25 protein-coding genes are annotated in these 25,433 nt (G+C 31.9%); 14 read left to right on the forward strand and 11 right to left on the reverse strand.

Annotation, left to right across the window (positions count from 1 at the left end; all coding sequences use genetic code 11):
• Positions 1 to 23: 23 nt before the first annotated feature.
• Together HM981_RS15975 and HM981_RS15980 are read left to right on the forward strand one after the other, a co-directional pair.
• On the forward strand, positions 24 to 575 hold the full coding sequence (locus tag HM981_RS15975; protein WP_179339802.1) for an RNA methyltransferase: 552 nt from the start codon (positions 24 to 26) through the stop codon (positions 573 to 575).
• 118 nt (positions 576 to 693) lie between these two features.
• A complete protein-coding gene (locus HM981_RS15980; protein ID WP_179339803.1) occupies positions 694 to 1,350 on the forward strand; it encodes a class I SAM-dependent methyltransferase in 657 nt (218 codons plus the stop codon).
• A 48-nt stretch (positions 1,351 to 1,398) separates the two neighbouring features.
• Here HM981_RS15980 and folK read toward each other — a convergent pair whose 3' ends face one another.
• Complete coding sequence (gene folK, locus HM981_RS15985; protein ID WP_179339804.1) at positions 1,399 to 2,547, reverse strand: 2-amino-4-hydroxy-6-hydroxymethyldihydropteridine diphosphokinase; 1,149 nt, start codon at positions 2,545 to 2,547, stop codon at positions 1,399 to 1,401.
• A gap of 71 nt (positions 2,548 to 2,618) precedes the next feature.
• On the opposite strand from folK, the gene HM981_RS15990 reads away from it, so the two are divergent.
• From HM981_RS15990 to HM981_RS16010, 5 genes are all read left to right on the forward strand, one after another.
• Positions 2,619 to 3,323, forward strand: coding sequence for a queuosine precursor transporter (locus tag HM981_RS15990; protein ID WP_179339805.1), 705 nt, complete (start codon positions 2,619 to 2,621; stop codon positions 3,321 to 3,323).
• A gap of 104 nt (positions 3,324 to 3,427) precedes the next feature.
• The gene (locus tag HM981_RS15995; RefSeq protein WP_179339806.1) at positions 3,428 to 6,103 is read left to right on the forward strand and encodes an AsmA-like C-terminal region-containing protein; all 2,676 of its coding nucleotides are present in this window, start codon (positions 3,428 to 3,430) and stop codon (positions 6,101 to 6,103) included.
• A 115-nt stretch (positions 6,104 to 6,218) separates the two neighbouring features.
• Entirely contained in the window at positions 6,219 to 7,082 is an 864-nt protein-coding gene (locus HM981_RS16000) for a sigma-70 family RNA polymerase sigma factor (protein WP_179339807.1), read from the forward strand.
• 185 nt (positions 7,083 to 7,267) lie between these two features.
• Positions 7,268 to 7,462, forward strand: coding sequence for a 30S ribosomal protein S21 (rpsU, locus tag HM981_RS16005; RefSeq protein WP_173587106.1), 195 nt, complete (start codon positions 7,268 to 7,270; stop codon positions 7,460 to 7,462).
• Between the two features lie 141 nt (positions 7,463 to 7,603).
• Positions 7,604 to 8,122, forward strand: a complete 519-nt coding sequence (locus tag HM981_RS16010; protein WP_179339808.1) for a gamma carbonic anhydrase family protein — start codon at positions 7,604 to 7,606, stop codon at positions 8,120 to 8,122.
• On the opposite strand, the gene HM981_RS16015 is transcribed toward HM981_RS16010, so the two are convergent.
• The 9 genes from HM981_RS16015 to HM981_RS16055 form a co-directional block, all read right to left on the reverse strand.
• Entirely contained in the window at positions 8,119 to 8,472 is a 354-nt protein-coding gene (locus tag HM981_RS16015; RefSeq protein WP_179339809.1) for a GTPase, read from the reverse strand. The genes HM981_RS16010 and HM981_RS16015 overlap by 4 nt on opposite strands.
• A 118-nt stretch (positions 8,473 to 8,590) precedes the next feature.
• Positions 8,591 to 9,370: a glutamate racemase gene (murI, locus tag HM981_RS16020; protein WP_179339810.1), complete on the reverse strand. Its 780-nt coding sequence runs from the start codon at positions 9,368 to 9,370 to the stop codon at positions 8,591 to 8,593.
• 62 nt (positions 9,371 to 9,432) lie between these two features.
• The gene (locus tag HM981_RS16025) at positions 9,433 to 9,933 is read right to left on the reverse strand and encodes an OmpH family outer membrane protein (RefSeq protein WP_179339811.1); all 501 of its coding nucleotides are present in this window, start codon (positions 9,931 to 9,933) and stop codon (positions 9,433 to 9,435) included.
• 32 nt (positions 9,934 to 9,965) lie between these two features.
• Positions 9,966 to 11,084, reverse strand: a complete 1,119-nt coding sequence (locus tag HM981_RS16030; RefSeq protein WP_246286326.1) for an OmpH family outer membrane protein — start codon at positions 11,082 to 11,084, stop codon at positions 9,966 to 9,968.
• A gap of 150 nt (positions 11,085 to 11,234) precedes the next feature.
• The gene (bamA, locus tag HM981_RS16035; protein WP_179339812.1) at positions 11,235 to 13,865 is read right to left on the reverse strand and encodes an outer membrane protein assembly factor BamA; all 2,631 of its coding nucleotides are present in this window, start codon (positions 13,863 to 13,865) and stop codon (positions 11,235 to 11,237) included.
• Positions 13,837 to 14,577, reverse strand: a complete 741-nt coding sequence (locus tag HM981_RS16040; protein WP_179339813.1) for an isoprenyl transferase — start codon at positions 14,575 to 14,577, stop codon at positions 13,837 to 13,839. The genes bamA and HM981_RS16040 overlap by 29 nt, the downstream gene beginning before the upstream one ends.
• Complete coding sequence (gene porG, locus HM981_RS16045; RefSeq protein ID WP_179339814.1) at positions 14,578 to 15,267, reverse strand: type IX secretion system protein PorG; 690 nt, start codon at positions 15,265 to 15,267, stop codon at positions 14,578 to 14,580.
• Between the two features lie 258 nt (positions 15,268 to 15,525).
• Positions 15,526 to 16,407 (reverse strand): NAD kinase, encoded by an 882-nt coding sequence (locus tag HM981_RS16050; protein ID WP_179339815.1) that lies wholly within the window; start codon positions 16,405 to 16,407, stop codon positions 15,526 to 15,528.
• Positions 16,407 to 17,063, reverse strand: coding sequence for a CBS domain-containing protein (locus HM981_RS16055; protein ID WP_179339816.1), 657 nt, complete (start codon positions 17,061 to 17,063; stop codon positions 16,407 to 16,409). The genes HM981_RS16050 and HM981_RS16055 overlap by 1 nt, the downstream gene beginning before the upstream one ends.
• 90 nt (positions 17,064 to 17,153) lie before the next feature.
• On the opposite strand from HM981_RS16055, the gene HM981_RS16060 reads away from it, so the two are divergent.
• The 6 genes from HM981_RS16060 (at position 17,154) to clpX (ending at position 22,668) form a co-directional block, all read left to right on the forward strand.
• On the forward strand, positions 17,154 to 17,867 hold the full coding sequence (locus tag HM981_RS16060) for a pyridoxine 5'-phosphate synthase (RefSeq protein WP_179339817.1): 714 nt from the start codon (positions 17,154 to 17,156) through the stop codon (positions 17,865 to 17,867).
• 62 nt (positions 17,868 to 17,929) lie between these two features.
• Positions 17,930 to 18,694 (forward strand): alpha/beta fold hydrolase, encoded by a 765-nt coding sequence (locus tag HM981_RS16065; protein WP_179339818.1) that lies wholly within the window; start codon positions 17,930 to 17,932, stop codon positions 18,692 to 18,694.
• A 21-nt stretch (positions 18,695 to 18,715) separates the two neighbouring features.
• Positions 18,716 to 19,063, forward strand: a complete 348-nt coding sequence (locus HM981_RS16070; protein WP_179339819.1) for a phage holin family protein — start codon at positions 18,716 to 18,718, stop codon at positions 19,061 to 19,063.
• A gap of 113 nt (positions 19,064 to 19,176) precedes the next feature.
• Positions 19,177 to 20,499 (forward strand): trigger factor, encoded by a 1,323-nt coding sequence (tig, locus tag HM981_RS16075; RefSeq protein WP_179339820.1) that lies wholly within the window; start codon positions 19,177 to 19,179, stop codon positions 20,497 to 20,499.
• 161 nt (positions 20,500 to 20,660) lie between these two features.
• The gene (locus tag HM981_RS16080; protein WP_179339821.1) at positions 20,661 to 21,350 is read left to right on the forward strand and encodes an ATP-dependent Clp protease proteolytic subunit; all 690 of its coding nucleotides are present in this window, start codon (positions 20,661 to 20,663) and stop codon (positions 21,348 to 21,350) included.
• 88 nt (positions 21,351 to 21,438) lie between these two features.
• Positions 21,439 to 22,668: an ATP-dependent Clp protease ATP-binding subunit ClpX gene (gene clpX / locus HM981_RS16085; RefSeq protein WP_179339822.1), complete on the forward strand. Its 1,230-nt coding sequence runs from the start codon at positions 21,439 to 21,441 to the stop codon at positions 22,666 to 22,668.
• Positions 22,669 to 23,008: 340 nt separating this feature from the next.
• On the opposite strand, the gene HM981_RS16090 is transcribed toward clpX, so the two are convergent.
• The gene (locus tag HM981_RS16090) at positions 23,009 to 24,526 is read right to left on the reverse strand and encodes a GH3 auxin-responsive promoter family protein (protein ID WP_179339823.1); all 1,518 of its coding nucleotides are present in this window, start codon (positions 24,524 to 24,526) and stop codon (positions 23,009 to 23,011) included.
• Between the two features lie 107 nt (positions 24,527 to 24,633).
• Here HM981_RS16090 and HM981_RS16095 point away from each other — a divergent pair, with 107 nt between their 5' ends.
• Positions 24,634 to 25,425, forward strand: coding sequence for a DUF2797 domain-containing protein (locus HM981_RS16095; RefSeq protein ID WP_179339824.1), 792 nt, complete (start codon positions 24,634 to 24,636; stop codon positions 25,423 to 25,425).
• Positions 25,426 to 25,433: the final 8 nt, after the last annotated feature.

The following is a 25,433-nucleotide window of genomic DNA, read 5'->3' on the forward strand; positions in this document are numbered from 1 at the left end:
CGCAGGAATGACAAATATATTAGATGTCACAGAAGTACACTAAAAGCAGAAAGTTAAAAAACGAAGAATTAGAAAGATTAGAAGTTTCAGAATTCAAAACTGCTGCAAAATCACCAATCATAATTATCTTAGACAATATTAGAAGTCTTAATAATATTGGCTCTGTATTTAGAACAAGTGATGCTTTTTTAATCGAAAAAATTTATCTCTGCGGCATCACAGCGCAACCACCTCATAACGACATTAGAAAAACAGCTTTAGGAAGTACAGAAACTGTAGACTGGGAATATGCAGAAAACACATTAAATGTTATTAATAAACTTAAAGCAGAAAACGTAAAAATCTGCTCCATAGAACAAGCTGAAAATGCCACGATGTTGAATAATTTTAAACCTCAACCCAACGAAAAATACGCGTTTGTATTTGGTAACGAAGTGAAAGGAGTTGCTCAAGATGTTGTTGATGCTAGTGATGTTGTGATTGAAATTCCGCAATACGGAACTAAACATTCTTTGAATATTTCTGTGAGTTGTGGTGTTGTGATTTGGGATGTGTTTAGTAAGATGCAAAAGTAAAAGCCCATCTAAATCTATCTAAAAAGCAGACTTCCACCTAAAACTGTCATTCGTGCGTAGGCAGGAATCCATATCATATAAAGTAAATAGATTCCTGCCTACGCAGGAATGACAAAAAATGACAAAAAAATCAAAAACACCTTGGCCAACAAAAGACGCAATGCAGCAAGTCTACGACATGCATCTTTGGGGCGGAAAAGATTTTGATTTTTATTCGGGTTCTGGTTCTCATGATTCTCATATTATCGAACCTTATTTAGATGCTATTTCTACATTTTTAAAATCTCATAATAAAAAATTAACTGTTTGTGATTTAGGCTGTGGAGATTTTAACATAGGAAAACAACTCCTCAAATACACTGAAAAATATATAGCTGTTGATATAGTTGAAAATCTCATTACAAGAAACAAAGCCTTATTTAAAGAAGACAATTTAGAGTTTCATTGTTTGGATATCGTAGAAGGTGACTTACCAAAAGCAGATTGCATTATCCTAAGACAGGTTTTACAACATTTATCTAATGCTGAAATTGAGACTATTATTAAAAAGCTCTCGGATTATAAATTTGTAATTCTTACGGAACATATTCCTACAGGGAATTTTGAGCCTAATAAAGATATTATATCTGGCCAAGGCATTAGAATTAGAAAAAATAGTGGTGTTGATTTATTAAAAGCGCCTTTTAATTTGAAAATTGAAGAACAAAAAGTTTTGAACGAAACTATTCTAGAAGACGATAAGGGTATAATCGTAACAACTATTTATACTTTATAAAAATTCACATTAAAAATACATCCTTAAACGATTTCATAATAATAAAGCTTACTGTTTCATTCTTAATGAAGCTTCATTTATCTCACCCAACAGCCATAAATAATCCGCACGATTCTTAACAAAATCTTTTTCTGAAACATCAATAATCTTAACATTCATTTCAGGTTGACTTTTTAAGAACTCCAGATAACCAGAATTGATTTTATCTAGATAATCATCCTTTATATCCTTTTCGTAATTACGTCCTCTTTTTTTAATATTGGCTTGTAAACGTTCGGTGTTTTGATACAAGTAGATGTATAAATCTGGCTTGGCGATATCCTTATAAACCTGGTAGAACAGTTTACGGTATAAACGAAATTCATCCTCTGGTAAAGTCACCTTTGAGAATATAAGCGACTTATTTACATCATAATCACTAACCATAAAATCTTTAAACAAATCTAGTTGTGATAAATCGTCACTAATTTGTTGGTAACGATCTGCCAAAAAAGACATTTCTAAGGTAAATGCGTACCGATCTGGTTCTTTATAAAATTTTGGTAAAAACGGATTATCTGCAAAACGCTCTAAAATTAATTTCGCATTAAAATCCTTTGCTATTTTATTTGTAAGACTTGTTTTTCCTGCTCCAATATTACCTTCAATGGCTATGTAGTTATGATCATTAAAAGTGAAGGCTTTTTTTGGATTCTTTAACCAAATGTTTACAGATTCTATTTCAGATTCGTCAATACATTCTTTTAATAAGTTTGCAACCGATTTTTTTAGAATGGGATGCTCAATGTCTTTTGCTATATCTATTAAAGGCTGCAATACAAATTTACGTTTATGCAGTTGTGGATGCGGAATCACTAAGGTTTTTTCTTCGATGATTTCATCTTCAAAAAATAAAATATCTAAATCAATTTCACGAGACTCATACCCTTTTATCGTTTTTGATTTTCGACCTAACTGAATCTCAATCGCTTGAAGCTCTTTAAGTACTTTTTTAGCACTTAACTCAGTATCAACAGATATACAAGCATTATAAAAATCATCACCTTCAAAACCAAACGCAGGTGTTGTATAAACCTTAGAAAGCTTTTTTATAGTTCCTATTCTTTCAAAAACAAGATCTACAGCAGATTGCAAAAACTGCAATTTGTTGCCTTTGTTACTTCCTAATGCTATGTGAACAATTTTGGTTGGTTTCATTGAAGCAACAAAATAACTAAAACAAATTTTATAACTTTGCCTTTAATGAAACTATTTATTAACGATTTTTAATGTCATTAAAAGACAAGCTCTTAGCGCAACGTATTTATTTGATTCTTGGAGGACTTTTCATTACGTCTCTTGTGGTTTCAAATTTAATATTTCAAAAATTCTTTTATTGGCATCCTTTTGATGTTGAAATTTTTGGATCTAAATTATTTGAGATTTCCGTGGGTATTTTACCTTACCCAATCACATTTCTTATTACTGATTTAATCAGTGAGATTTATGGCAAAAAACGCGCTAATGATATTGTTATTGTTGGCATCTTTGCTTCACTTTTCTCATTACTTATTATTTATACAGCGTCAAATGTGCCAGCTACAACATGGTCTTATGTAGATGACACTATGTTTAATGAAGTATTTGGAAACACGTCACTCGCTGTTTTTGCTAGTATGGTTACCTATTTATTTGCTCAATTTATAGATATTCAGATTTATCATTTTTGGAAACGAGTAACCAAAGGGAAACACCTATGGCTTCGTAATAATTTCTCTACTTGGTTTTCTCAATTTGTAGATACCTTAACTATAGTAACCTTGCTTTGCTCCTTTGGCATTATAGATTGGATCAATTTTCCCGGTTTATTAATTAGTGGTTTTAGTTTTAAAGTTTTAGTTGCCATGTTAGACACGCCGTTTTTATATCTTGGCGTGTATTTATTCCGAAAACGTTTCAAGCTAAAAGTAAATGAGGAAATTAATTTATTGTAACGGTTAAACAAAACATTAAAATCTTCTTAAACTTCGTGATATTAGCAACTATTATACGGAATTTTGCGTATATATTGTATTGCCTTAAAACCTAAACAAACTTTATGAAGAAATTATTTAAAATATTAGGAATTGTATTACTCTTATTTATTGCAATTCTTATCGCTATACCTTTTGTTTTAGAGTCTAAGATTGATGCTATTGTTCAGAACTATGCAGATAGCAATCTTGATGCCGATTTATCTTTTGACGATATAAGCTTAAGTCTTATAAGTAGTTTTCCCAAAGCAGAGGTGAGTGTTGAGAACTTAAAAATAATCAATCGTGCGCCATTTAAAGGTGAAACCTTAGCTACAGCAAAATCATTATCTTTTGAAATGGGAATGATGCAATTATTAAATAGCACTGAAGACCCTTTAGAAATAAATGAAATTATTGCAGACGAGCTTCTTCTAGTTATTAAAACGAATAAAACAGGTGCTGTAAATTATGATATTGTAAAAGAAACCGAAACAACTACTGAAGCACCAACAGAAACAGAAAGTTCTGCAGGTTTTAGTTTTGATATTGATCACTACGAATTAAACAACAGTGCGTTTACTTATATTGATGACACATCTAACATGTCATTCTACCTTACCGAAATTAACCACAATGGGACAGGAATTTTCTCTGGTGGTAAATCTGAATTAGATACAAACACTGAAGCAAATGTAAGTTTTGCAATGGATAGCACTTCCTATTTAACAAATACACATATTAAATTAGATGCGCTTATAGATCTAGATTTAGAACAACAGAAATATACTTTTAAAGAGAACAAAGCATATATTAATGCTTTGCCACTAGAATTTGATGGCTACATACAGTTGGTTGAAGCGGGACAACAAATTGATATTACCTTTAAAAATCCTGGTGCAACCTTCAAAGATTTCTTAGCAATTATTCCTGAGGCCTATGCTAAAGATGTTGCAGATGTTAGCACAACAGGAAACTTTACATTTTCTGGAATAGTAAAAGGGCTAGTTTCCGAAGAGACAATTCCGACCTTAGATATTAATTTACTCTCAGAAAATGCGTCTTTCAAATTCCCTCAGCTACCAAAAAGCGTTAAAAATATAGGTATAGATGTTTCAGTAAAAAACACAACAGGTAATGTAGATGACACGTTTGTAAACATCAATAAACTAAATTTTCAAATAGATGAAGATGTTTTTAAATCTGAAGCATCAATTAAAAACCTAACTAAAAACATGTTGGTGGCTGCCAAATTAGATGGCGTTTTAAATTTAGCCAATATTACTAAAGCATATCCTGTTGAATTAGATAATGAACTTAGTGGGATTTTAAAAGCTAATGTCAGCACTTCTTTTGATATGGATGCTATTGAAACTAATGCATATCAACGTATTAAAAACGTTGGGAGTGTTTCGTTAACAGACTTTGTATTTTCTTCTGAAGACCTACTAAATCCACTTCAAATTAATAAAGCGGATTTAACATTTAAACCAGGAACAGTAAGCCTGAATAGTTTTGATGCTCAAACAGGCAAGAGTGATTTTACGGCTACAGGAACCATAAATAACTTACTTGGATTTATGCTAAGTGATAAAAATTTAGAAGGTAATTTTAACTTAAACTCTAACGTCTTTGCACTTTCAGATTTTATGTCTGAAGAAACAACTACTGCAGAAACCTCAAATAAAACAACAAATGAGGCAGCAGTTACTGAAGCTCTTAAAATTCCTGCTTTCTTAGACTGTACTATTACAGCCAATGCTAAAACGGTGATTTATGACAACCTTAACTTAAAGAATGTAAAAGGTAAGTTAGTAATAAAAGACCAAACCGCTAGTCTTCAAAACATGACTACAGATATTTTTAATGGTCAATTAGGTCTAACAGGTAATGTGTCTACAAAATCAGAAAAAACAACTTTTGACATGAAACTTGGAATGCAAAACTTTGACATTTCACAATCGTTTTCAGATTTAGAAATGCTAAAAGCATTAGCACCAATAGCAAAAGTATTACAAGGTAAATTTAACTCAACTATAGATATCAGTGGATTATTAGATGATAGTCTTTCACCAGACTTAAGTACTATTTCGGGAAGTGCATTGGCTAAAATTTTAACAGATAAAGTAGACACAAGCAATAGTCCTTTATTAACTAGCTTAGATAGCAAATTAGATTTTATAGATTTTGACGGACTTAATTTAAAAGATATTGTAGCTAACTTAAGTTTTGAAAACGGAAATGTTTCTGTAAAACCATTTACTATTAACTATAAAGACATTCCTATTGTAGTATCAGGTTCGCACAGTTTTACAAACAACATGAATTATAATGCTGTTTTACAAGTACCAGCTAAATATCTAGGCAGTGAAGTAAACCAGTTAATTGGAAAAATTAATGATAGTGACGTAAGTAAACTTACGGTTCCTGTAACCGCAAATATTGGAGGTACATTTGCAAGTCCTAATATTAAAACCGATTTAACTACCGGAGTTACAAACTTAACTAAGCAATTAGTTGAAATTGAAAAACAGAAATTAATAGGACAAGGAAAAGATAAGGTTACAGATTTAATAGGAGGACTTTTAGGAGGTAATTCTAACACCAAAGAAACCGACTCTACTAAAACCACAGCTACAGATACCACAACTAAATCTACAGAAGATAAAGTTAAAGAAGGTGTTAGTAATATCCTTGGAGGATTATTAGGAGGCAAAAAAAAAACTGAAACAAAAAAAGCGGCAGATTCCACTAAAAACTAACCTTTAAACGTTAAAAAAGGCTTTTTTAAAATAAAATCTGTTAATTATAAAACAATTATTTGGATTTCTTAATAATTAGATTACATTGAGGGTTCACTAAATTTCAAAAGGATACATGAGGCAATTAAAAATCACCAAGCAGGTTACTAATAGAGAAGATAAATCTTTAGATAAATATCTACAAGATATAAGTAAGATTCCTTTGATTACTGCAGATGAAGAAGTGGAATTAGCACAGCTCATCAGAAAAGGTGATCAGGCTGCTTTAGATAAACTGACAACATCTAACTTAAGGTTTGTTGTATCAGTTGCTAAGCAATATCAGAATCAAGGTTTAAAATTACCAGATTTAATTAATGAAGGTAATGCTGGTTTAGTAAAAGCAGCAAAACGTTTTGATGAAACTAGAGGTTTTAAGTTTATTTCTTATGCTGTATGGTGGATTAGACAAGCTATTTTACAAGCTTTAGCAGAACAATCAAGAATTGTAAGGTTACCTTTAAATAAAATTGGTACTATTAATAAGATTAATAAAGCCTTTTCTCATTTAGAGCAGATTAACCAAAGACCACCAAATGCAGATGAAATTGCTGGCGAACTGGATATAAGCGTTCGTGAAGTAAAACAATCTATGAAAAATTCTGGTCGTCACTTATCAATGGATGCTCCATTAAAAGACGGAGAAACGTTTAGTTTATATGATGTTGTAAGTTCTGGTGAATCACCAAGACCTGACATGGCTTTAATGAAAGAGTCTTTAAACACAGAAGTAGAACGTGCTTTAGAAACATTAACTCAAAAGGAAAGTGATGTTATTCGTTTAAATTTTGGTATCGGAGATCAACCACCAATGACATTAGAAGAAATTGGAAGCATTTACGATCTAACGCGCGAACGTGTAAGACAAATTAGAGAAAAAGGAATAAGACGATTAAGACATGCTAGTAAGAGCAAAATCTTAAAGACTTACTTAGGGTAATAAAGTTTAGAAAATCCCAATAAAATTTAGAACAATGACAACCATTATTATCATCTAAATTTTATTGGAATTTTTATTCTCAAAAAAAAATATTTAAAACTTTCAATTAATTTTTTATTTTCAAATAGTTAGCATATATTTGCCGACCATTTGAAGGAATTTGATAACAAAAATACATCGATATAATGATTAAAATCGAAATAAAAGAAGGAGAAAATATAGAACGTGCACTTAAGCGTTACAAGCGTAAACACAGAAATGTGCAAATTATGCAAAACTTAAGAGAAAAGCGTTATTTCGCTAAGCCTTCTGTAACTAGAAGAAGAGAAATTCAGAAAGCTGAATACATTCAAGGTTTAAGAGACGCTGAAAACGTATAGTTTCTTTTTATCTTTATAAGAACATATTAAAGAGTAGCACTTGTGCTGCTCTTTTTTTATACAATAAATTCTAGTAAATTCGAACTCTAATCGTTTTAAAAAGACCAAAGTGGTAAATTATAAAACGTATTCAAAAATCTTATGGCTCTAATAAAACCTGTTAAAGGAAAACACCCACAAATACCAGACAATTGCTATATCGCAGAAAACGCTACTATTGTTGGAGACGTTAGTATGGGAAATAAATGTAGTGTGTGGTTTAATGCCGTTATTAGAGGTGATGTACACTATATAAAACTCGGTAACAAGGTAAATGTTCAAGATGGAGCAGTTATCCATGCAACCTACTTAAAATCGCCAACAACAATTGGTAACAATGTCTCTATTGGCCATAATGCCATTGTGCATGGCTGCACTATAAACGACAATGTACTTATAGGAATGGGAAGTATTGTTATGGACGATTGTGTTATAGAAAGCAATAGCATTATAGCTGCAGGTGCTGTGGTAACCAAAAATACTATTGTAGAATCTGGAAGTATTTATGCAGGTGTTCCAGCAAAGAAAGTTAAAACGATTAGTAAAGAATTAATAACAGATGAAATTAATAGAATTGCCAACAACTATGTTGAATATTCTAGCTGGTTTAAAGAAGACTAATTACTAAGTTGAAGTTTAATTTGTTCAATAAACTCTTCAATGTTTTGAATTTTGCTGATCATACCTGGATTTAGTACAGGTAAAAATGCATTATCTTGAAACTTTAAAACAGCTGGATAACTCAATTTTACATTAGGAAATTCAATTTCAAACTCGTCTTTATGATAAAATGCCATATCAAAATGACTTTCTTTTCTGAATTCTTTCCAAATTGTATTTTCCTTAAATACATCGTGAGTTAAAGCGCATAAACTACAATTGTAAGTGTTTGGACTAATCAGTTTATGTCCAATATCAAACAAAGCATTTAAATTCCCAGAGTTTGCATTATAGATAAATACTAATTTCATGTCCTTAAATTCATTAATTCTAACGATCTTATGTTATTATTCCCATCATATTTTAATAATCGTAGGATTAACGTAATCGTTTTATAATGCTTTAGTAGACTATAAGAACTAGACCTTACTAAAATTTTAGATAAGAGACATCGAATTTATTATCTAGGATAGAATTTAAGATTGTAATATCTCCATTAGAAAATAATTGTATCGATGGATTTATGGATGAACTGTTCAGTAAATTATTTGAAGTTAAAACAACTTCCGTTTGTTTTGCAACTGCTAAACCTGAATCAATAATCGTTACATGATCTGGAATCATTTTTATAAGCGTAGGAATAAGATAAGGATAATGCGTACAGCCAAGAACCAAGTAATCAATATTCTCCTTTAGCATAGGTTCTAAATAGCTGCTCAAAAGCTTTTGTATGTCTTTACTATTTAACTGACCAGATTCAATTAATGGCACAAGCCCTTCTCCTACCTGTTCTATTACTTTAATACCATTAGCATAGACGTTAGTTGTTCTATGAAAAAGCTGACTGCTAAGCGTGCCTTTGGTTGCTAAAATACCAATAGCTTTAGTTTTGGTATTTAAAGCTGCTGGTTTTATCGCTGGTTCTATTCCAATAAAAGGGATATTATAGTTTTGCCTTAAGTATTCTATGGCATTCGTAGTTGCCGTATTGCATGCCACGACAATAATTTTACAACCCTTACTTATAAGTAACTCCGTATTCTTAATACTAAGTTGAAGAATTTCTTCACTACTCCTATTACCATAAGGTGCATTTTTACTATCGGCTAAATAAATACAGTTTTCATTTGGCAACAAGTCATGAATCTCCTTAAAGATAGAAGTACCTCCAATGCCTGAATCAAATATGCCAATTGGTGCATTACTCATTATTACAAAAATAAAAAGTCGCTTAAGAATAAGCGACTTTTAAATAAATATTTTAATTAGAATTACATTCCTAATTGCGTCTTAACATCTAACATAAGATCTTTACCATCTGCTACAATTAGCATTGCTGCATCTACAACATATTGGTATCCTTGAGTCTTAGCTACTGCTTTAATTGCAGCATCTGCTTTTTCTACAATTGGCTTTAAAAGATTAAATTCTTTTTCTTGTAAATCTTTCTGAGCTTGTTGTTGAAATTGAGTTAAACTCTGCTTAATCCCTTCAACTTCTTCCATACGTCTCTGATTCTCTTCTTGAGTTTGAGCTGCAGCTTCAGCATCATACTGCTTCAACTTTTTGTCTAATTCTTTAAGAGATCCTTGTATTTCTGTTTCATAGGTTTTACTCATCTTTTCAATCTCTATTTGAGCTTGTGCATAAGCAGGCATTGATTTAATTAATTCTTGCTTATTAATATGCGCAACCTTGCTTTGTGCAGATGTAAAGCTTGTCGCTCCGATAAAAAGTACTGCTGCAAATAATAAAGTTTTTAAATGTTTCATTTGTTTTAAATTGTATTACGTGTTATAAATTATTAATTATTGTCTTTGTTTTTTTTTGCGTTGGCTATAGAATCTAGTCTTTTTACTTGTTTTTCACGATCTTCACGTGCTTTTTTACGTTGTTCTATAATCTTATCTTTTCTATCCTGTAAAGCTTTCTGACGAGCTTCTCTATCTTTCAATTTTTGTGCGCGTTCTACTTCTGCTATTTCTGCAGCTGTTTTAGGTTTTTTCGTCGTCTCAGTAGCTTCTTCAACAACACCTTTCGTCGTTGTACTATCTGTTTTTACTGTTCCTATTGGTTTAGCTGTAGAAATCGTATCCTTTACAACTTCTTTTACTGTTTCCTTCGATTCAGATTTATTATTTCTAGCATCAACCGCTTTTTGTCTGCGGTCTGCTGCTTCCTTTGTTTTAGCATCTCTTAAAGCTTGCTGCGCATTTTTTCTGTCTTCAGCTACTTTTTCACGTTCTGCACGTTTTGCTGCTAACTCTTCTTGCCTCGTTGCCTTAAGTAATTCTAATGCTTTTTCACGATCTTCTTTTTCCTTACTCACCTCTGGTACCACTTCTTCATCTTCCAAAGCTTTTCGATCTTTCTTATTTTTTGCCTGAGATCGTTTTGAAGTTCTTGTGATTGTTTTTAATACCCGCTCACTTAAATCATAACGCTCTGCAGAATACAACATCACAACATCTGCTGATTTATCTAATACAAAATCATATTTCCCTGTTTCTGCAATATCTTGTACTGCGGCAAAAATCTGATCTTGTATTGGCTCTATCAATTGACGCTTTTGAATCATTAAGTCACCTTCTGGTCCAAAACGTTTTTGTTGATAGTCTAATATTTCGGCTTCTTCAAATGTGATGTCTTCAAAACGCTCATCGTATAATTCTTTAGTTAAAAGAACACTTTCATTATCGAGTTCCTTTTTCTTCTGAGCAATAGCATTTAATTTCGTTTCAATTTCAGACTTCCATTGTTGCACCTTTTTATCTAACTGAGAAGAAGCTTCTTGATATTCTGGTACATTTTGCAAAATGTATTCCGTATCAATATAACCAATTCTAACTCCTCTCTGTGCAGATGCACTAAAGCTAATCAGACTTATAAGTGTTAGTAAAAAAAGAACTTTAAACTTCATCATGTTTGTTTTTGTGTTTGAGACATTCTTCTGTAAAACTCAATGTATTATCATTTTAGTATTACTAGGCTCCAAATTTAACGAAATATATTCTTAAAAATTTTAACAACAAATGAAATCCTTAATTATCTATTAGAAAATATCATGCCAAACTTAAAATTGTTGACCGATTATGAAGTGAGTTTCCCAGTTTTTAACGGTTGCTCCGTAAGGAGACTCATCAAAAGCATGACCAAAGTCAATACCAAGTAAACCAAAGGCTGGCATAAAGATTCTTAGTCCAAAACCTGCAGATCTCTGAAGTTTAAATGGATCAAAATCTTTGAAGTCATTTACAGAAGAACCTGCTTCTAAAAATGATAAGGCATAAATTTTTGCCTGAGCACCTAAAGTAATAGGATAACGTAATTCTAATGAGAATTTATTATAAATTGAGCCACCATCATCAGAAGATAATGATTGATTAGGATAACCACGTAATTGAACAACCTCTCTTCCATCTAGTGAAAAGTTACCTAAACCATCACCACCTACAAAGAAACGTTCAAAAGGAATAACTCCTCTAGCATTATTGTAAGCGCCTAAGAATCCAAACTCAACACTAGGACGTAATACTAACTTTTTAGTTAAGGCTTGGTACCAATCTGCTTTAAATTTAATTTTATAAAACTCTAACCATTTAAAACGTTCTTGATCAATTTCAGATCGTCTATCTAAAGCATCATTATAAACTGCAGTTTCTGTAGACGTAGGACTTGAATTAGATGCGTAATCTGTTATAATTTCTGTTTGATCTTCTCTATCGTCTTCTAATTCTTCATAATCTACACCATTTACTAATGAGTATGGGAATGAAAATTTAGCTGAGACTGAAAAGTTAGAACCTCCTGTTGGATAAATTGGATCATTGTAAAGGTTATTTCTACTTAAACCAACTGTATAAGATAAGTTATTTGACGTACCATCACCAAAAGTAAACAAACCTGTATTATAATTCTGAAGGTCATAATGTTGGTAACTTATGGCTTGTGACAATAAGAAGTAATCATCTGGTTCTGATAACCTCGTTGATACACCAAATGTTAAACCAGTAATATTAAAACGTTTGTCTTTATCTGCAGTACCTGTTGAAGAGTCATATAAAAACTGTCTCGAGTGCGAGATAGAAGATGACAATTGAAATGGTTTTTTACCACCAAGCCAAGGCTCACTAAATGAAAAACTATAAGTTTGGAAGAACTGACTTGCTTGAAGTCTCAGTGCTAAACTTTGACCATCTCCTCTTGGTACTGGTTTGTATGCATCTTTCTTAAAGATATCTCTAATTGAAAAATTATTAAATGATAAACCTAATGTACCAATGAAACCACCACCACCATAACCACCTTGTAGTTGTATTTGACTAGAACCTTGTTCTACAACAGAGTATTCTACATCTAACGTACCATCAACTGGGTTTGGGTTTTTGATATCTGGAACAATCTGTTGTGCATCAAAATATCCTAATTGTCCAAGCTCTCTAATGGTTCTAATGATATCAGATTTTCTATATAATTCACCTGGACGTGTTCTAATTTCTCTATAAACAACGTGATCATTAGTTACATCATTACCAACTACTGTTACATTATTAAAGTAAGCTGGCTTCCCTTCTGAGATACGAATTTCCATATCTATCACGTTACCTTCTGCACTTACCTCAACTGGATTAATAGTTGAGAACATATATCCAAAGTTTTGATAAGCATTAGTAATATCGTTTGCATCTGGATTAGAATCATCTGCAATACGTTCACGTAATTCTACACCATTATAAGTATCTCCTTCTTTTAATCCTAAAAGATTAGATAATTGCTGATCTGAATAGATGGTATTACCAACAAAAGTAATTTTACCAAAAGTGTATTGCTCACCTTCTTCTACTTTAATATCTAAACTTATTGTTTTTTCATCTAAATAAGAAATAGAATCTGATATAATTCTAGCATCTCGGTAACCGTTCTCTTTGTAATAATCTACAACACTAACTAAATCTGCTCTAAAATCGTCTTCGATGTATTTAGAACGTTTTAATAATCGTAACGGACTAAGACTTTTTTGTTTGGTATTCTTCATAGCCTTACGAAGGCTCTTGTCTGTTAACTTTTCATTGCCATCAAAACGGATCGCTTTAATTTTTACTTTCTGTCCTTTATCAATAACAATACGCATATCCACACGTTCTTTCTCAACAGAATCTATAACTTGTGACGTAATAATATTTACGTTAGTATTTAAAAAACCTTTTTTTCTATACTTATTAGTTAAGTAATTTTTTGTAGTTGCTAAAAGGTTTTCAGTAACCTTCTGACCAGATTTAAGTTTATTTTCGTTAATAATCTCATCCTTTTTACCTTTTTTAACACCTTCTATAGTAAGGTCTTTAAGTTCTGGTAAATCACTAAGATTAATTTCAAGATTGGCCGTTTTACCTTCAATATCTACAATATAGATATCAATGCTACTAAACAAATTAGATTTCCATAATGTCTTTACGGCATTAGCAATTTTATCACCTCCAACTTGAACTTCTTCATCTTTACGAAGTTTAGAATAAGCAATAATAGTTTGTGCACTAAAATTAGTGTTTCCTGTTACTGTAATTTCTTTTATTAAATAGGTCTCTCCTCCTTGGACTTGAGCATTACTATTAAATGAAATTGTAAAAAGGATTGCAATACAAATAAGTTGATAAATCGATTTCAATACTGCCTTATTAGGTAAGTTGTTCGCTTGTTTTTCCAAATCTTCGTTCTCTGTTTTGATAATTTATGATTGCCTCGTATAGATTTTCTTTTTTAAAATCTGGCCATAAAATATCTGTAAAATATAGTTCTGCGTAGGCTATTTGCCAAAGCAAAAAATTACTAATACGTTGCTCACCACTTGTGCGAATAAGAAGGTCAACGTCTGGTAAATTTCGCGTGTAAAGATGCTTATTAATAATTGATTCGTCAATAGTTTCTGCAGAAATTATATTATTTTTAACTTTAACTGACAATTCTTTTACAACATTAACAATTTCTTCACGAGAACCGTAACTCAACGCAAGAGTTAATGTCATATTTGTATTATCCTTTGTCTTATCTATAACATCAAGAAGCTCTTGATGTGCTTTTTTAGGCAAATCATTAAGACAACCAATTGCAGACAATTTTATACCATTATCTTGAAGTGTCTTTATCTCTTTCTTTAATGACTTTACTAAAAGTTTCATTAAGGTTTGCACTTCTAATTTTGGTCTGTTCCAGTTTTCTGTAGAGAATGCATAAAGGGTTAAGTTTTTTACACCTAACTCTGCACTAGCTTCAACAGTTTGTCTTACCGATTTTGTGCCATTTTCATGACCTATAGCCCGTAAGAATCCTTGTTGTTTTGCCCAACGACCATTACCATCCATTATAATTGCTATATGGCTGGGAAGCTTATTTTTGTTTATTTGTTCTTTTAGACTCATTTAAAAATTGCAATAGCAAGGCCTTCTGCCAAAGGTGTAAGTTAATGTAATTCCTGTAAACATATACCAATCATTATTATTAGTATTCCCAAAACTCAAGGATTCCCTGAACTCTCCATCTGGAACACTACCATCCAATTCATCAGAAAAGGTATAGCGTGCACCAATTTCTGCAGCTAAAATGAATTGATTTGATATGTTTGTTTTATACCCCAGAACCATAGGAATTCCCATAGCCCAACTTGAGGTGTCTTCTGATGTTAATTCTCCAGTACTTGTATAATAATAATTATCGTGATTGGTAAGTGTAATACCAGAATATAAGTATGGAGTTCCTTTCACTCCAATTGTATGAAGGTCGAAGTCTACAAATGTAAATTCCATACCTGCCGAAATTTCGAATATACTCGTGTTAAATTTGTAACCACGCTCTTTTCTTCTTGGATCGTCAGACTTGGCATCAATACCTTCTAAATCTGAAAAAATAAATGACGCTCTAAAAGAATGTCGTGTACTTCTGTTCCATTTTACAATAGCACCTAATGCTAGTTGATTTGGCGCTATATAATCTGTAGCTCCAACATCTCCAATAAAATTACTTCCACCAGCAAATACGCCAACCTCATAAATTTGAGCATCAACATTATTCGTGATCAAAGTGCAAAATAAAACTAAAAAAAAATACTTCATAAAAGTTAAAAAGTTTGCAAATATAACAATTCTGATTTGGGTTCAATAATTTGACACAAATTGTATTATATCAATTTATTACCATTTCAACTTTGACATCACAATAATTTAAAATTTTATCGTTCTAAAATTTCAATTCAAAAACCTTATCGCCTATTATTGTTTTGATTTCAACTTAAAAAGAAATCTATCGATCTTTCATTAAATATGGTATTACAGAATAACCGTTTTTTCACCCAAATATTGTATTAGTAAGGGTTAGTTACGACGATCTTCTCCCCAAAGTAATTTTTTTCGAAGTGTTGCGAGGAAGGTTTCATCTAATAATTGCACCATTTTAATTACAAAATCTGCCTTTCTTACAGTTACAGTAGTCGTGTTAGATAGTGTTACAATTCTTGAATCGAGCGACATTAAAAAATGATCTTCCCTTCCATTGACTCTAAGCGTTACTGTTGTATTATCTGGAAGAATTAATGGACGCGCACTCAAATTATGTGGTGCAATAGGAGTTAGTGCAAAACTCTTAGCATCTGGAGCAATAACAGGACCACCACAACTTAAAGAATAACCTGTAGAACCTGTTGGTGTAGATAAAATAAGACCATCTGCCCAATATGATGTTAAAAACTCATCGTTAAGATGCGTCTCTATCGTTATCATAGAGGTGGTGTTTTTTCGACTTATAGCAATTTCATTAAGTGCAAAAGATGTTTCTACAAGATCTTGATGTTCCGGTTCTGTAGATACACTAAGTAATGATCGTTCAGAAATTTTATAATCTCCATTAAAAACATCTGTAAGTGCGGTTTGTATATCGTCTATTTGAATTGTAGCCAAAAAACCTAAGCGACCTGTATTAATTCCTATCACTGGAATTCCAAAATCACCAACATAGGTAATCGCTCTTAAAATTGTACCATCACCACCAACACTTATAAGCAAATCAAAACTTGAATCTAATGCTGTAAATGCATTTATTTTAGCATTAGTTTTTATGTCTGGTTTTTGAATAGCTAAAAACTCACTTTCAATAAAAACGTGCGCTTCTTTTTCAAACAAAACATCTATCAGTTTCTCAACTGCTATTTGAGTGGTCTCTTTTATATAATTCTGACCGTAAATTGCAATTTTATTCATTACATGTTTAGATATTTATCGAGATATTGCGATCGTTCTTTTAAGCTTTCTATATAAGAGTCGTCTTCATGACCAGAAACAATGATGTAACTATAGCGCCTAAACGTTTGTATAATTTCATTAAGGCTTGCGTTACCAACTTTTAAGGTAACACGTACTAAATCCCCATCTGCCTTAGAAACAAATGCTCCTAAAAGCTTAGCATCATTAGACTCCACAATTTGACTAATTTCACTAAACGAATAATCATTAACACCTTTTTCTACAACAAGAATACCTCCAGGCTCAGCAAAAAACGGAGTTTCGTTAAACAGGTGTATAATATCATTTAGCTCGTAATAGCCCAAATATTTATTGTTTTCACCCAAGATTGGCATAATGTTAGAATCGTTTTGCGCAAATGCCTCAAGCACATCCAACCAAATGGTTTGTGGTCTCACAAAAAAGCCTTCAATAGCGTAATTGCAATCACTTATGGTTTTAGCACCTTCAAAACAATGTGCATCAGTTTCAGAAATACAACCCATATATACACCATTATTCTCAATTGGAATATGTGAGTACGTCAGCTCATTAAAAAGCAATTTTAAATCGCTAATTTTATCTGAAACCAACAGTGGTTTTATATCGTTTATTACGTAATCTTGAAGCTCCATTACTACCTATTAATTAGGCTGCAAATTAATCATAAATAACCATAAAATGCGTCTTCTACTTCGTATTTTTGCAATTCAAACGGTAAAATTATGACTAAATTAAGTGTTAATATAAATAAGATTGCAACGTTAAGAAATAGTCGCGGAGGAAATACTCCGAATGTCGTTCAGTTTGCAAAAGATGCGCAACGTTTTGGAGCAGAAGGTATAACTATACATCCAAGACCTGATGAAAGACATATTCGCTATCAAGATGCTTACGATTTAAAATCTGACGTTTATACAGAATATAACATAGAAGGTAATCCTATTCCTAAATTTATGGAAATGGTTTTAAAAATTAAACCAACACAGGTTACTTTGGTACCAGATTCCATTAATGCCATTACATCTAACGCAGGTTGGGACACTATAAAACATAAAGATTTTTTAACTGAAATAATTAAAGAGTTTAAAAACAACAATATAAGAACATCGATTTTTGTAGATCCAGATTTACATCAAATAGAGGGAGCTAAAGCAACAGGAACAGACCGAATAGAACTTTATACGGAAACTTTTGCACATCAATACAGCTTAGGAAACAAAAACGCTATTAATCCTTATATGGAATGTGCTGGCTTAGCAAACGCTTTAGATCTAGGCATCAATGCTGGTCATGATTTATCTTTAGATAATATTAAATTTTTCAAAGAAAATATAACAGGCTTACTAGAGGTATCTATAGGACATGCACTAATTGCTGAAAGTTTATATTTAGGAGTTGAGACTGTTATTGGAATGTATTTGGATAAGCTGAAGTAATATAAATAAAGCCACGAAGAATATTCTTAAATATTTTGAAACTTTCAAACTAACTAAACAAAATGACACTATACTCAAATATCATAGAAGAAGGTAAACCATTTGTAATTCTACACGGATTTCTAGGCATGGGAGACAATTGGAAAACCTTAGCAAAGCATTTCTCAGAAACTAACTTTGAGGTTCATCTTGTAGATCAACGCAACCATGGACGTAGTTTTCATTCTGATGAGTTTGATTACGACGTTATGGCCAACGATTTAAAACAGTATTGTGATACACATAATTTAAAAGACATCATTTTATTAGGCCATTCTATGGGCGGAAAAACAGCGATGCTTTTCGCTTCTAAATTCCCGGAATTGGTCAGTAAACTTATTGTTGCAGATATTTCACCACGATATTATCCTGTACATCATGATGCTATTTTAGATGGATTAAGTCATTTAGATTTTTCAATATTAAAAACCAGAGGAGAAGCAGATAAGGCGCTAAGCAACTATGTTCAAGACGCAGGAACGCGTATGTTTTTACTCAAAAATTTATATTGGGTAGAAAAAGGGCAATTAGGTTTACGCATTAATTTAGAAGTATTAAAAGATAATATTTCAGAAGTAGGAGAAGCACTTCCTATACATGCTGTATTCAAAAAAGACACTTTGTTTTTGCGTGGAGATCGTTCAGAATATATTGGAGAAGCAGATGCAGCTATTATTCATCGTCATTTTCCAAATTCTAAAATTATTACCATTTCAAATGCTGGACATTGGTTACATGCTGAAAATCCAAAAGATTTTTATTCTGCAGTAATAAATTTTGTATCTTAGATAGATATAAACATAAAAATCATGAATCTCATATTAAGACTTTTACTAAACGCATTGGCCGTTTTTATTTTAGCACAAATATTAAATGGTGTATCTGTAGATGGCTATACTGGAGCCATTTGTGTTGCCATTGTACTCGCCATATTAAATCTGTTAGTAAAACCCATTTTAGTCATCTTAACCATACCGGCGACTATAGTTACATTAGGTCTTTTCCTTTTTGTAATAAACGCACTTATTATATTATTAGCAGACAAACTTATAGACGGATTTGGTGTTTCTAGTTTCTGGACGGCACTATTATTTAGTATTCTACTATCGTTATTACAATCCTTGTTTCAATCCTTCTTAAAAGGAGATAAAAAGTAGCTTGTACCATTTGTGGTTTAAAACTATTAATAGTATATACATCAAACGCTTAAAACTATTGTTGGGTTGCAAAAAATATTGTATTTTTGCAGCCCAATTTTAGTTTCAAAAAAATGAATATTACAAGAGAAAACATCGATGCATTAAATGCAGTTGTAAAAGTTGATATCGCTAAAGAAGATTATAGCGACAAAGTAGAGCAAATCTTATTAGATTACCGTAAGTCTGCAAACATTCCTGGTTTTAGAAAAGGTCATGTACCAATGGGAATGGTAAAAAAGCAATATGGTAAAGCTGTATTGGTTGATGAAGTAAACAAATTACTACAAGAAGCTCTTGGAAAGTATTTAGTTGAAGAAAAACTAGATGTTTTAGGTAACCCATTACCAAAAGCACAAGACGACTTAAACTGGGATGCGGAAGCATTTTCTTTTGAATTTGAATTAGGTCTTGCACCACAATTCGAAGTTGCCTTAAAAAGTAAAAAAGCAATAACACATTATAATATTGTTGCGGATGATAAAATGATCAATGAACAAATTGAGCATATCCAAAAACAATACGGAAAAATCATTTCTCAAGACGAGGTTACTAAAGATTCTGAAATTACTGGAACTTTTACTAACGAGGAAAAAGAAATCGATAATTCTACAATGATTACTTTAGATAAATTGAAAGGAAAAACAAATCCTAAGAAATTTATCGGAGCTAAAGTTGGTGATGTTATTACATTAAAAACAAAAGGATTGTTTAGCGACGATCACGATTTAATGAATGCTTTAAAAGTGGCTCATGACGATGCTCATGGTTTAGAAATTGAAGTGAATTTTACAATCACAGAAATTAACGAACGTGAATTAGCAGATTTAGATCAAGAGTTATTTGATAAATTATTTGGAAAAGAGGTTGTAACTTCAGTAACAGAATTGAAAGACAAAATCAAAGAAGATTCTGAAAAGCAATTTGTACAACAAGGAGATCAGAAATTATTAAATGACGTTACTGAGGATTTAGTTGCGAATACTAAATTTGATTTACCAGCAACCTTCTTACAAAAATGGATGCAAAACTCAGGTGAAGAAATAATCACTGAAGAGCAAGCTAAAGAAGAATACGAAAAGTCTGAAAAAAGCATGCGTTACCAACTTATAGAAGGTAAATTAATCACTGAGCACAAACTTCAAGTACAATTTGAAGAATTAAAAGCGTACTCAATGGAAATGATTAAAGGTCAGATGGCTCAGTTTGGTCAAATGAATCCTTCAGAAAAAGAATTAGAGGACATTGCTGCACGTATCTTAGGAAACCAAGACGAAGTTAAGCGTATGTCTGAACAATTAATGAGTCAGAAATTATTAGGTCTATATAAGACTGAAGCAAATATTAAGACTAAAGAAATCACTTACGATGATTTTGTTAAAGAATTCTATAGTTAAAAGTAGTCTTTAAAATAATTAGTATCTTTAAGGCGTAGAACTGTAAAAGTTTTACGCCTTTTTTGACATTAGTTTTCCATTGAAAATTAATACGATTCTAAATTAATTTCAGAATCGGCAAAAACAATAAATATCATTAATTAAAAAGAATTATAACACATATGGATTACGGAAAAGAATTCGAAAAATTCGCAACTAAAGACCAAGGAATTAACGGTAACTATTATCAAAAGATAGTTACAAGTATGAATCCAACTAATTTTAATCCAACTAACTTGACGCCAAATATTATTGAAGAGCGTCAAATGAATGCCGTTGCAATGGATGTGTTTTCACGTCTAATGATGGATCGTATTATATTTTTAGGAACAGGAGTAAATGACCAAGTTGCTAATATTATACAAGCACAATTATTGTTTTTACAAAGTGTAGACGCTTCAAAAGATGTACAAATCTATATTAATTCTCCAGGAGGTAGCGTTTATGCTGGTTTAGGTATTTACGATACTATGCAGTTTATTAAACCAGATGTTGCTACAATCTGTACAGGTATTGCTGCTTCTATGGCTGCTGTATTATTATGTGCTGGAGCAAAAGGAAAACGTTCTGCTTTAAAACACTCTCGTGTAATGATTCACCAAGTAAGTAGTGGAACACAAGGACAGTTAAGCGATATGGAAATTGCCTTAAAGGAAACTATAAGAGTAAAGGAAGAATTATACGAAATAATTGCAAATCATTCCGGTAACACTATTGAGCAAGTAGAAAAAGATTCTGATAGAGATTATTGGATGCGTTCTCCTGAGGCTTTAGAATACGGAATGATTGATGAAATTTTAGAGCGCAAGTAATCTTAATTACCTTCGACTAAAAAGTCTAAAGAAAATATAAATTGAAGAGATTTTCACGATTTAAGGAAATCTCAAATAAAAATTGAAGATGGCAAAGGAAGAATTAGAATGTTCATTTTGCGGTAGGAAAAAGCCAGAAACTAGTTTACTTATTGCAGGTTTAGATGCTCACATTTGTGATCGTTGTATTGAGCAAGCTCATGGTATCGTAATTGAAGAATCTAAACAATCTGGTAATTCAGATTTAAGTGCAGAATTAATGCTTAAAAAACCTAAAGAAATTAAAGGGTTTTTAGATGGTTATATTATTGGACAAGATTATACAAAACGAGTAATGGCTGTTGCCGTTTACAATCACTACAAGCGTTTATTACAACCAACAACAGAAGATGATATTGAAATACAAAAAAGTAATATCATAATGGTTGGACAAACTGGTACTGGTAAAACATTAATGGCAAAAACAATTGCTAAAATGTTAAATGTACCTCTTGCAATTGTTGATGCTACAGTATTAACAGAAGCAGGTTATGTTGGTGAAGATGTTGAGAGTATTTTAACGCGTTTACTACAAGCTGCAGATTACAATCTAGAAAAAGCCCAACGTGGTATTGTTTTTATAGATGAGATAGATAAGATTGCACGTAAAGGTGATAATCCATCTATAACAAGAGATGTTTCTGGAGAAGGAGTGCAACAAGCATTACTAAAACTTTTAGAAGGTACAGTTGTTAATGTACCACCAAAAGGTGGCCGTAAACATCCTGATCAGAAATTTATTGAAGTAGATACCGAAAATATATTATTTATTGCTGGTGGTGCTTTTGATGGCATAGAACGTGTAATTACAAAACGTATGAACATGCAAGCTATTGGTTACAGCGCTATGAAAACGGATTCTGTAGACAAAGACAATATTTTACAATACATTACTCCAAGAGATTTAAAAGATTTTGGATTAATTCCTGAAATTATTGGACGTTTACCTGTATTAACTCACATGGATCCTTTAGATGCTAAAACTCTAAGAGCTATTTTAACGGAACCTAAAAATGCCATTATTAAACAATACAAAAAGTTGTTTGAAATGGATGATGTAGATTTTACTATCACCGATGGTGCTTTAGACTATATCGTTGATAAAGCAATTGAATACAAACTTGGTGCTCGTGGTTTACGTTCACTTTGTGAAGAAATTTTAACTGAAGCGATGTTTGATTTACCAAGTTCTGATGAAACAAAACTGAACATCACAAAATCTTACGCTGAGAATAGATTAAACAAATCCACATTAAAAAAGTTAAAGGCAGTGTCTTAAACTTAATGAAAACAATAAAAGAAGCCACAATTTCAATATTAGAAATTGTGGCTTTTTCGTTTAGTTAGGATTGATTAATTAAATATTGCACGCAATACATTATATATTAATGAGGGAGTTTTAATAATGATAATAACCTACTTATTATACGACTAATTTAGAACCTTAAATTAAAGTAAGATCAAATGGCTTTCTTTATTAGTTAAAACACTTCAGAATACCGTTATCGTGCTGCCTGGTGTGTTTTTATAGGTTAAACGGCACGTTATAGGCTTACCATCTAAATTAGTGCTAGCATGTGTAGAAATCCAAATCTCTAATTATAATAATACTAGAATTTTTAAGGATAATTAAGGTGTAACAACTCTTCCACATAAACGCGAGAATTAGATAAACGCGGTACTTTATGCTGGCCACCAAGCTTGTCATTCTCTCTTAACCAATCGTAAAATAAATTTGGTCGCGCACTATGAATCTTCGGCTTGTTTAATGTGATGTTATTAAAACGCTTAGCTTCATAATCTGAGTTTAACGATTTTAAGGCATTATCAAACAACTCTTCAAAATAAGACATGTTTTCTGGAGGTTTCTTAAATTCTATAATCCACTCATGTCCTCCCTTTTCTTTACCTTCCATAAAAATAGGAGCTGCAGTATAATCTACGATTTCAGCAGATGTACGCTTACAAACTCTTCTTAAAGCCTCTTCTGCATTTTCTATAATTAATTCCTCACCAAAAGCATTGATGTGGTGCTTTGTTCTTCCAGAAACTTTTATTCTATGCGGATCTAAACTAACAAACCTAATAGTATCACCAATTTTATATCTCCACAAGCCAGCATTAGTTGTTATTACCACAGCATAATTAGTATTAAGCTTTACATCGCTTAACGGAATTACGCGTTGCTCTAAAGTTTTATAGGTATCCATTGGAATAAATTCGTAAAAAATCCCATAATCTAACATCAACAATAAATCACTAGAATTATTACGATCTTGAATTGCAAAAAAGCCTTCTGACGCATTATAAATCTCGTAATATCTAAATTTATTTGAAGGTAAAATGGATTTATATTGATCTCGATAGGGATTAAAACTTACTCCTCCATGAAAGTAAACTTCTAAATTTGGCCAAATATCAAAAATACTGTCTTTGCCTGTTTTTTCTAAAACGCCATTGAGCAATACCAACATCCAAGAAGGCACACCTGCTAAACTTGTTACGTTTTCTTGTATAGTTTCCTCTACAATGGCCTGCATCTTATTTTCCCAATCGCTCATAAGCGATACGCGATTACTTGGTGTACTACTAAATTCTGCCCAAAAAGGCATATTATCTATTAGTATAGCACTTAAATCGCCAAATGCAGTTCCATTTTCTTTGTATAATTCTTTACTTCCACCTAATCGTAAACTCTTCCCAGTAAATAATTGTGCATCTTCATTATTGTTTAAATACATGCACAGCAAATCTTTACTCGCTGCATAATGACAATCCTCTAAAGACTCCATGCTCACCGGAATAAATTTACTTTTTGCATTAGTCGTTCCGCTAGATTTTGCGAACCATTTTATGGGACTGGGCCAAAATATATTGTGTTCTCCACTTCTAGAACGTTCTATTAGAGGCTGAAACTCTTCGTAATTTACAATAGGAACGCGTTCGTTAAATTCTCTATACGTTTTTATAGATCCAAAGTCATATTGCCTACCTATTTCTGTGTCTTTTGCAAACTTTAATAAACTGAAAAGCAACTCATTCTGTACTTCATTGGGATATTTCAAAAACAATTCAATCTGATGAAATCGTTTTTTTAAAAACCATGAAGCAATAGAATTTACAATTGGAATTGGCATAGATTAGCTATCTTTAGCCGCTTAACGGCATTTGGCAAATATTCGTTTTACTTATTTTTAGATTTAGGTTTCTAAATTTGAAAAGTTAAATTTACTAAATTTCTTTCATGGTTTATACAGGAGTACTCACAAAAATGCAAACTGAATTTTTAGATCCCATTCAATACTATTTGGTGTTCAAAAATGATTTTATTCACATGAATCAATTATTGAATAAAACCATTGAAATAAAATGGGTTGGACATCAATGTTTAAGCTGTGGATTAGACAGACCTATCTATCGTCAAGGTTTCTGTAAAACCTGTTTTTTTGATAAACCTTTTGCTGGAGATTGGATTATGCGACCAGAGTTAAGCACGGCGCATTTAGACAAAGAAGATAGAGATTTAGACTACGAAAAAAGAGTACAACTACAACCGCATATTGTGTATTTGGCCAACTCTAGCAATGTAAAAGTTGGTGTCACTAGGAAAACACAAGTACCTACACGTTGGATAGATCAAGGTGCACATGAAGCTGTTGAAATTGTTGAAGTTCCTAACCGATATTTAGCCGGAATCACAGAAGTAGCATTAAAAGATTTTGTTGCAGATAAAACCAATTGGCGCAAAATGCTAAAAAATGATATTGAAGATGAAAATCTTTTAGAATGGCGCCAAAAATTGAAGCCATATATTCCAGAAGAAGCCTTAGCTTATTTTATTGAAAACAACGCGGAAACACATATACATTTCCCCGTAGAGCATTATCCTGAGAAACCTAAAAGTTTAAACTTGAGTAAAACTCCAAACTACTCCGGAAAGTTGGTTGGAATTAAAGGTCAGTATTTAATTTTTGAAGATAATACGGTTTTTAATATAAGATCTAATGAAGGTTCTGTAGTGGAATTAACTGTTTAATTCCTTTG

Source organism: Winogradskyella ludwigii (assembly GCF_013403985.1).
In the GTDB taxonomy this organism is placed as follows: Bacteria; Bacteroidota; Bacteroidia; order Flavobacteriales; family Flavobacteriaceae; genus Winogradskyella; species Winogradskyella ludwigii.

Excerpts from the sequence above, each read along its gene's own strand:
- HM981_RS15975 (WP_179339802.1), top strand. The coding sequence starts at position 24 with ATGTCACAGAAGTACACTAAAAGCAGAAAGTTAAAAAACGAAGAATTA.
- HM981_RS15980 (WP_179339803.1), top strand. The coding sequence starts at position 694 with ATGACAAAAAAATCAAAAACACCTTGGCCAACAAAAGACGCAATGCAG.
- folK (WP_179339804.1), bottom strand. The coding sequence starts at position 2,547 with ATGAAACCAACCAAAATTGTTCACATAGCATTAGGAAGTAACAAAGGC.
- HM981_RS15990 (WP_179339805.1), top strand. The coding sequence starts at position 2,619 with ATGTCATTAAAAGACAAGCTCTTAGCGCAACGTATTTATTTGATTCTT.
- HM981_RS15995 (WP_179339806.1), top strand. The coding sequence starts at position 3,428 with ATGAAGAAATTATTTAAAATATTAGGAATTGTATTACTCTTATTTATT.
- HM981_RS16000 (WP_179339807.1), top strand. The coding sequence starts at position 6,219 with ATGAGGCAATTAAAAATCACCAAGCAGGTTACTAATAGAGAAGATAAA.
- rpsU (WP_173587106.1), top strand. The coding sequence starts at position 7,268 with ATGATTAAAATCGAAATAAAAGAAGGAGAAAATATAGAACGTGCACTT.
- HM981_RS16010 (WP_179339808.1), top strand. The coding sequence starts at position 7,604 with ATGGCTCTAATAAAACCTGTTAAAGGAAAACACCCACAAATACCAGAC.
- HM981_RS16015 (WP_179339809.1), bottom strand. The coding sequence starts at position 8,472 with ATGAAATTAGTATTTATCTATAATGCAAACTCTGGGAATTTAAATGCT.
- murI (WP_179339810.1), bottom strand. The coding sequence starts at position 9,370 with ATGAGTAATGCACCAATTGGCATATTTGATTCAGGCATTGGAGGTACT.
- HM981_RS16025 (WP_179339811.1), bottom strand. The coding sequence starts at position 9,933 with ATGAAACATTTAAAAACTTTATTATTTGCAGCAGTACTTTTTATCGGA.
- HM981_RS16030 (WP_246286326.1), bottom strand. The coding sequence starts at position 11,084 with ATGATGAAGTTTAAAGTTCTTTTTTTACTAACACTTATAAGTCTGATT.
- HM981_RS16040 (WP_179339813.1), bottom strand. The coding sequence starts at position 14,577 with ATGAGTCTAAAAGAACAAATAAACAAAAATAAGCTTCCCAGCCATATA.
- porG (WP_179339814.1), bottom strand. The coding sequence starts at position 15,267 with ATGAAGTATTTTTTTTTAGTTTTATTTTGCACTTTGATCACGAATAAT.
- HM981_RS16050 (WP_179339815.1), bottom strand. The coding sequence starts at position 16,407 with ATGAATAAAATTGCAATTTACGGTCAGAATTATATAAAAGAGACCACT.
- HM981_RS16055 (WP_179339816.1), bottom strand. The coding sequence starts at position 17,063 with ATGGAGCTTCAAGATTACGTAATAAACGATATAAAACCACTGTTGGTT.
- HM981_RS16060 (WP_179339817.1), top strand. The coding sequence starts at position 17,154 with ATGACTAAATTAAGTGTTAATATAAATAAGATTGCAACGTTAAGAAAT.
- HM981_RS16065 (WP_179339818.1), top strand. The coding sequence starts at position 17,930 with ATGACACTATACTCAAATATCATAGAAGAAGGTAAACCATTTGTAATT.
- HM981_RS16070 (WP_179339819.1), top strand. The coding sequence starts at position 18,716 with ATGAATCTCATATTAAGACTTTTACTAAACGCATTGGCCGTTTTTATT.
- tig (WP_179339820.1), top strand. The coding sequence starts at position 19,177 with ATGAATATTACAAGAGAAAACATCGATGCATTAAATGCAGTTGTAAAA.
- HM981_RS16080 (WP_179339821.1), top strand. The coding sequence starts at position 20,661 with ATGGATTACGGAAAAGAATTCGAAAAATTCGCAACTAAAGACCAAGGA.
- clpX (WP_179339822.1), top strand. The coding sequence starts at position 21,439 with ATGGCAAAGGAAGAATTAGAATGTTCATTTTGCGGTAGGAAAAAGCCA.
- HM981_RS16090 (WP_179339823.1), bottom strand. The coding sequence starts at position 24,526 with ATGCCAATTCCAATTGTAAATTCTATTGCTTCATGGTTTTTAAAAAAA.
- HM981_RS16095 (WP_179339824.1), top strand. The coding sequence starts at position 24,634 with ATGGTTTATACAGGAGTACTCACAAAAATGCAAACTGAATTTTTAGAT.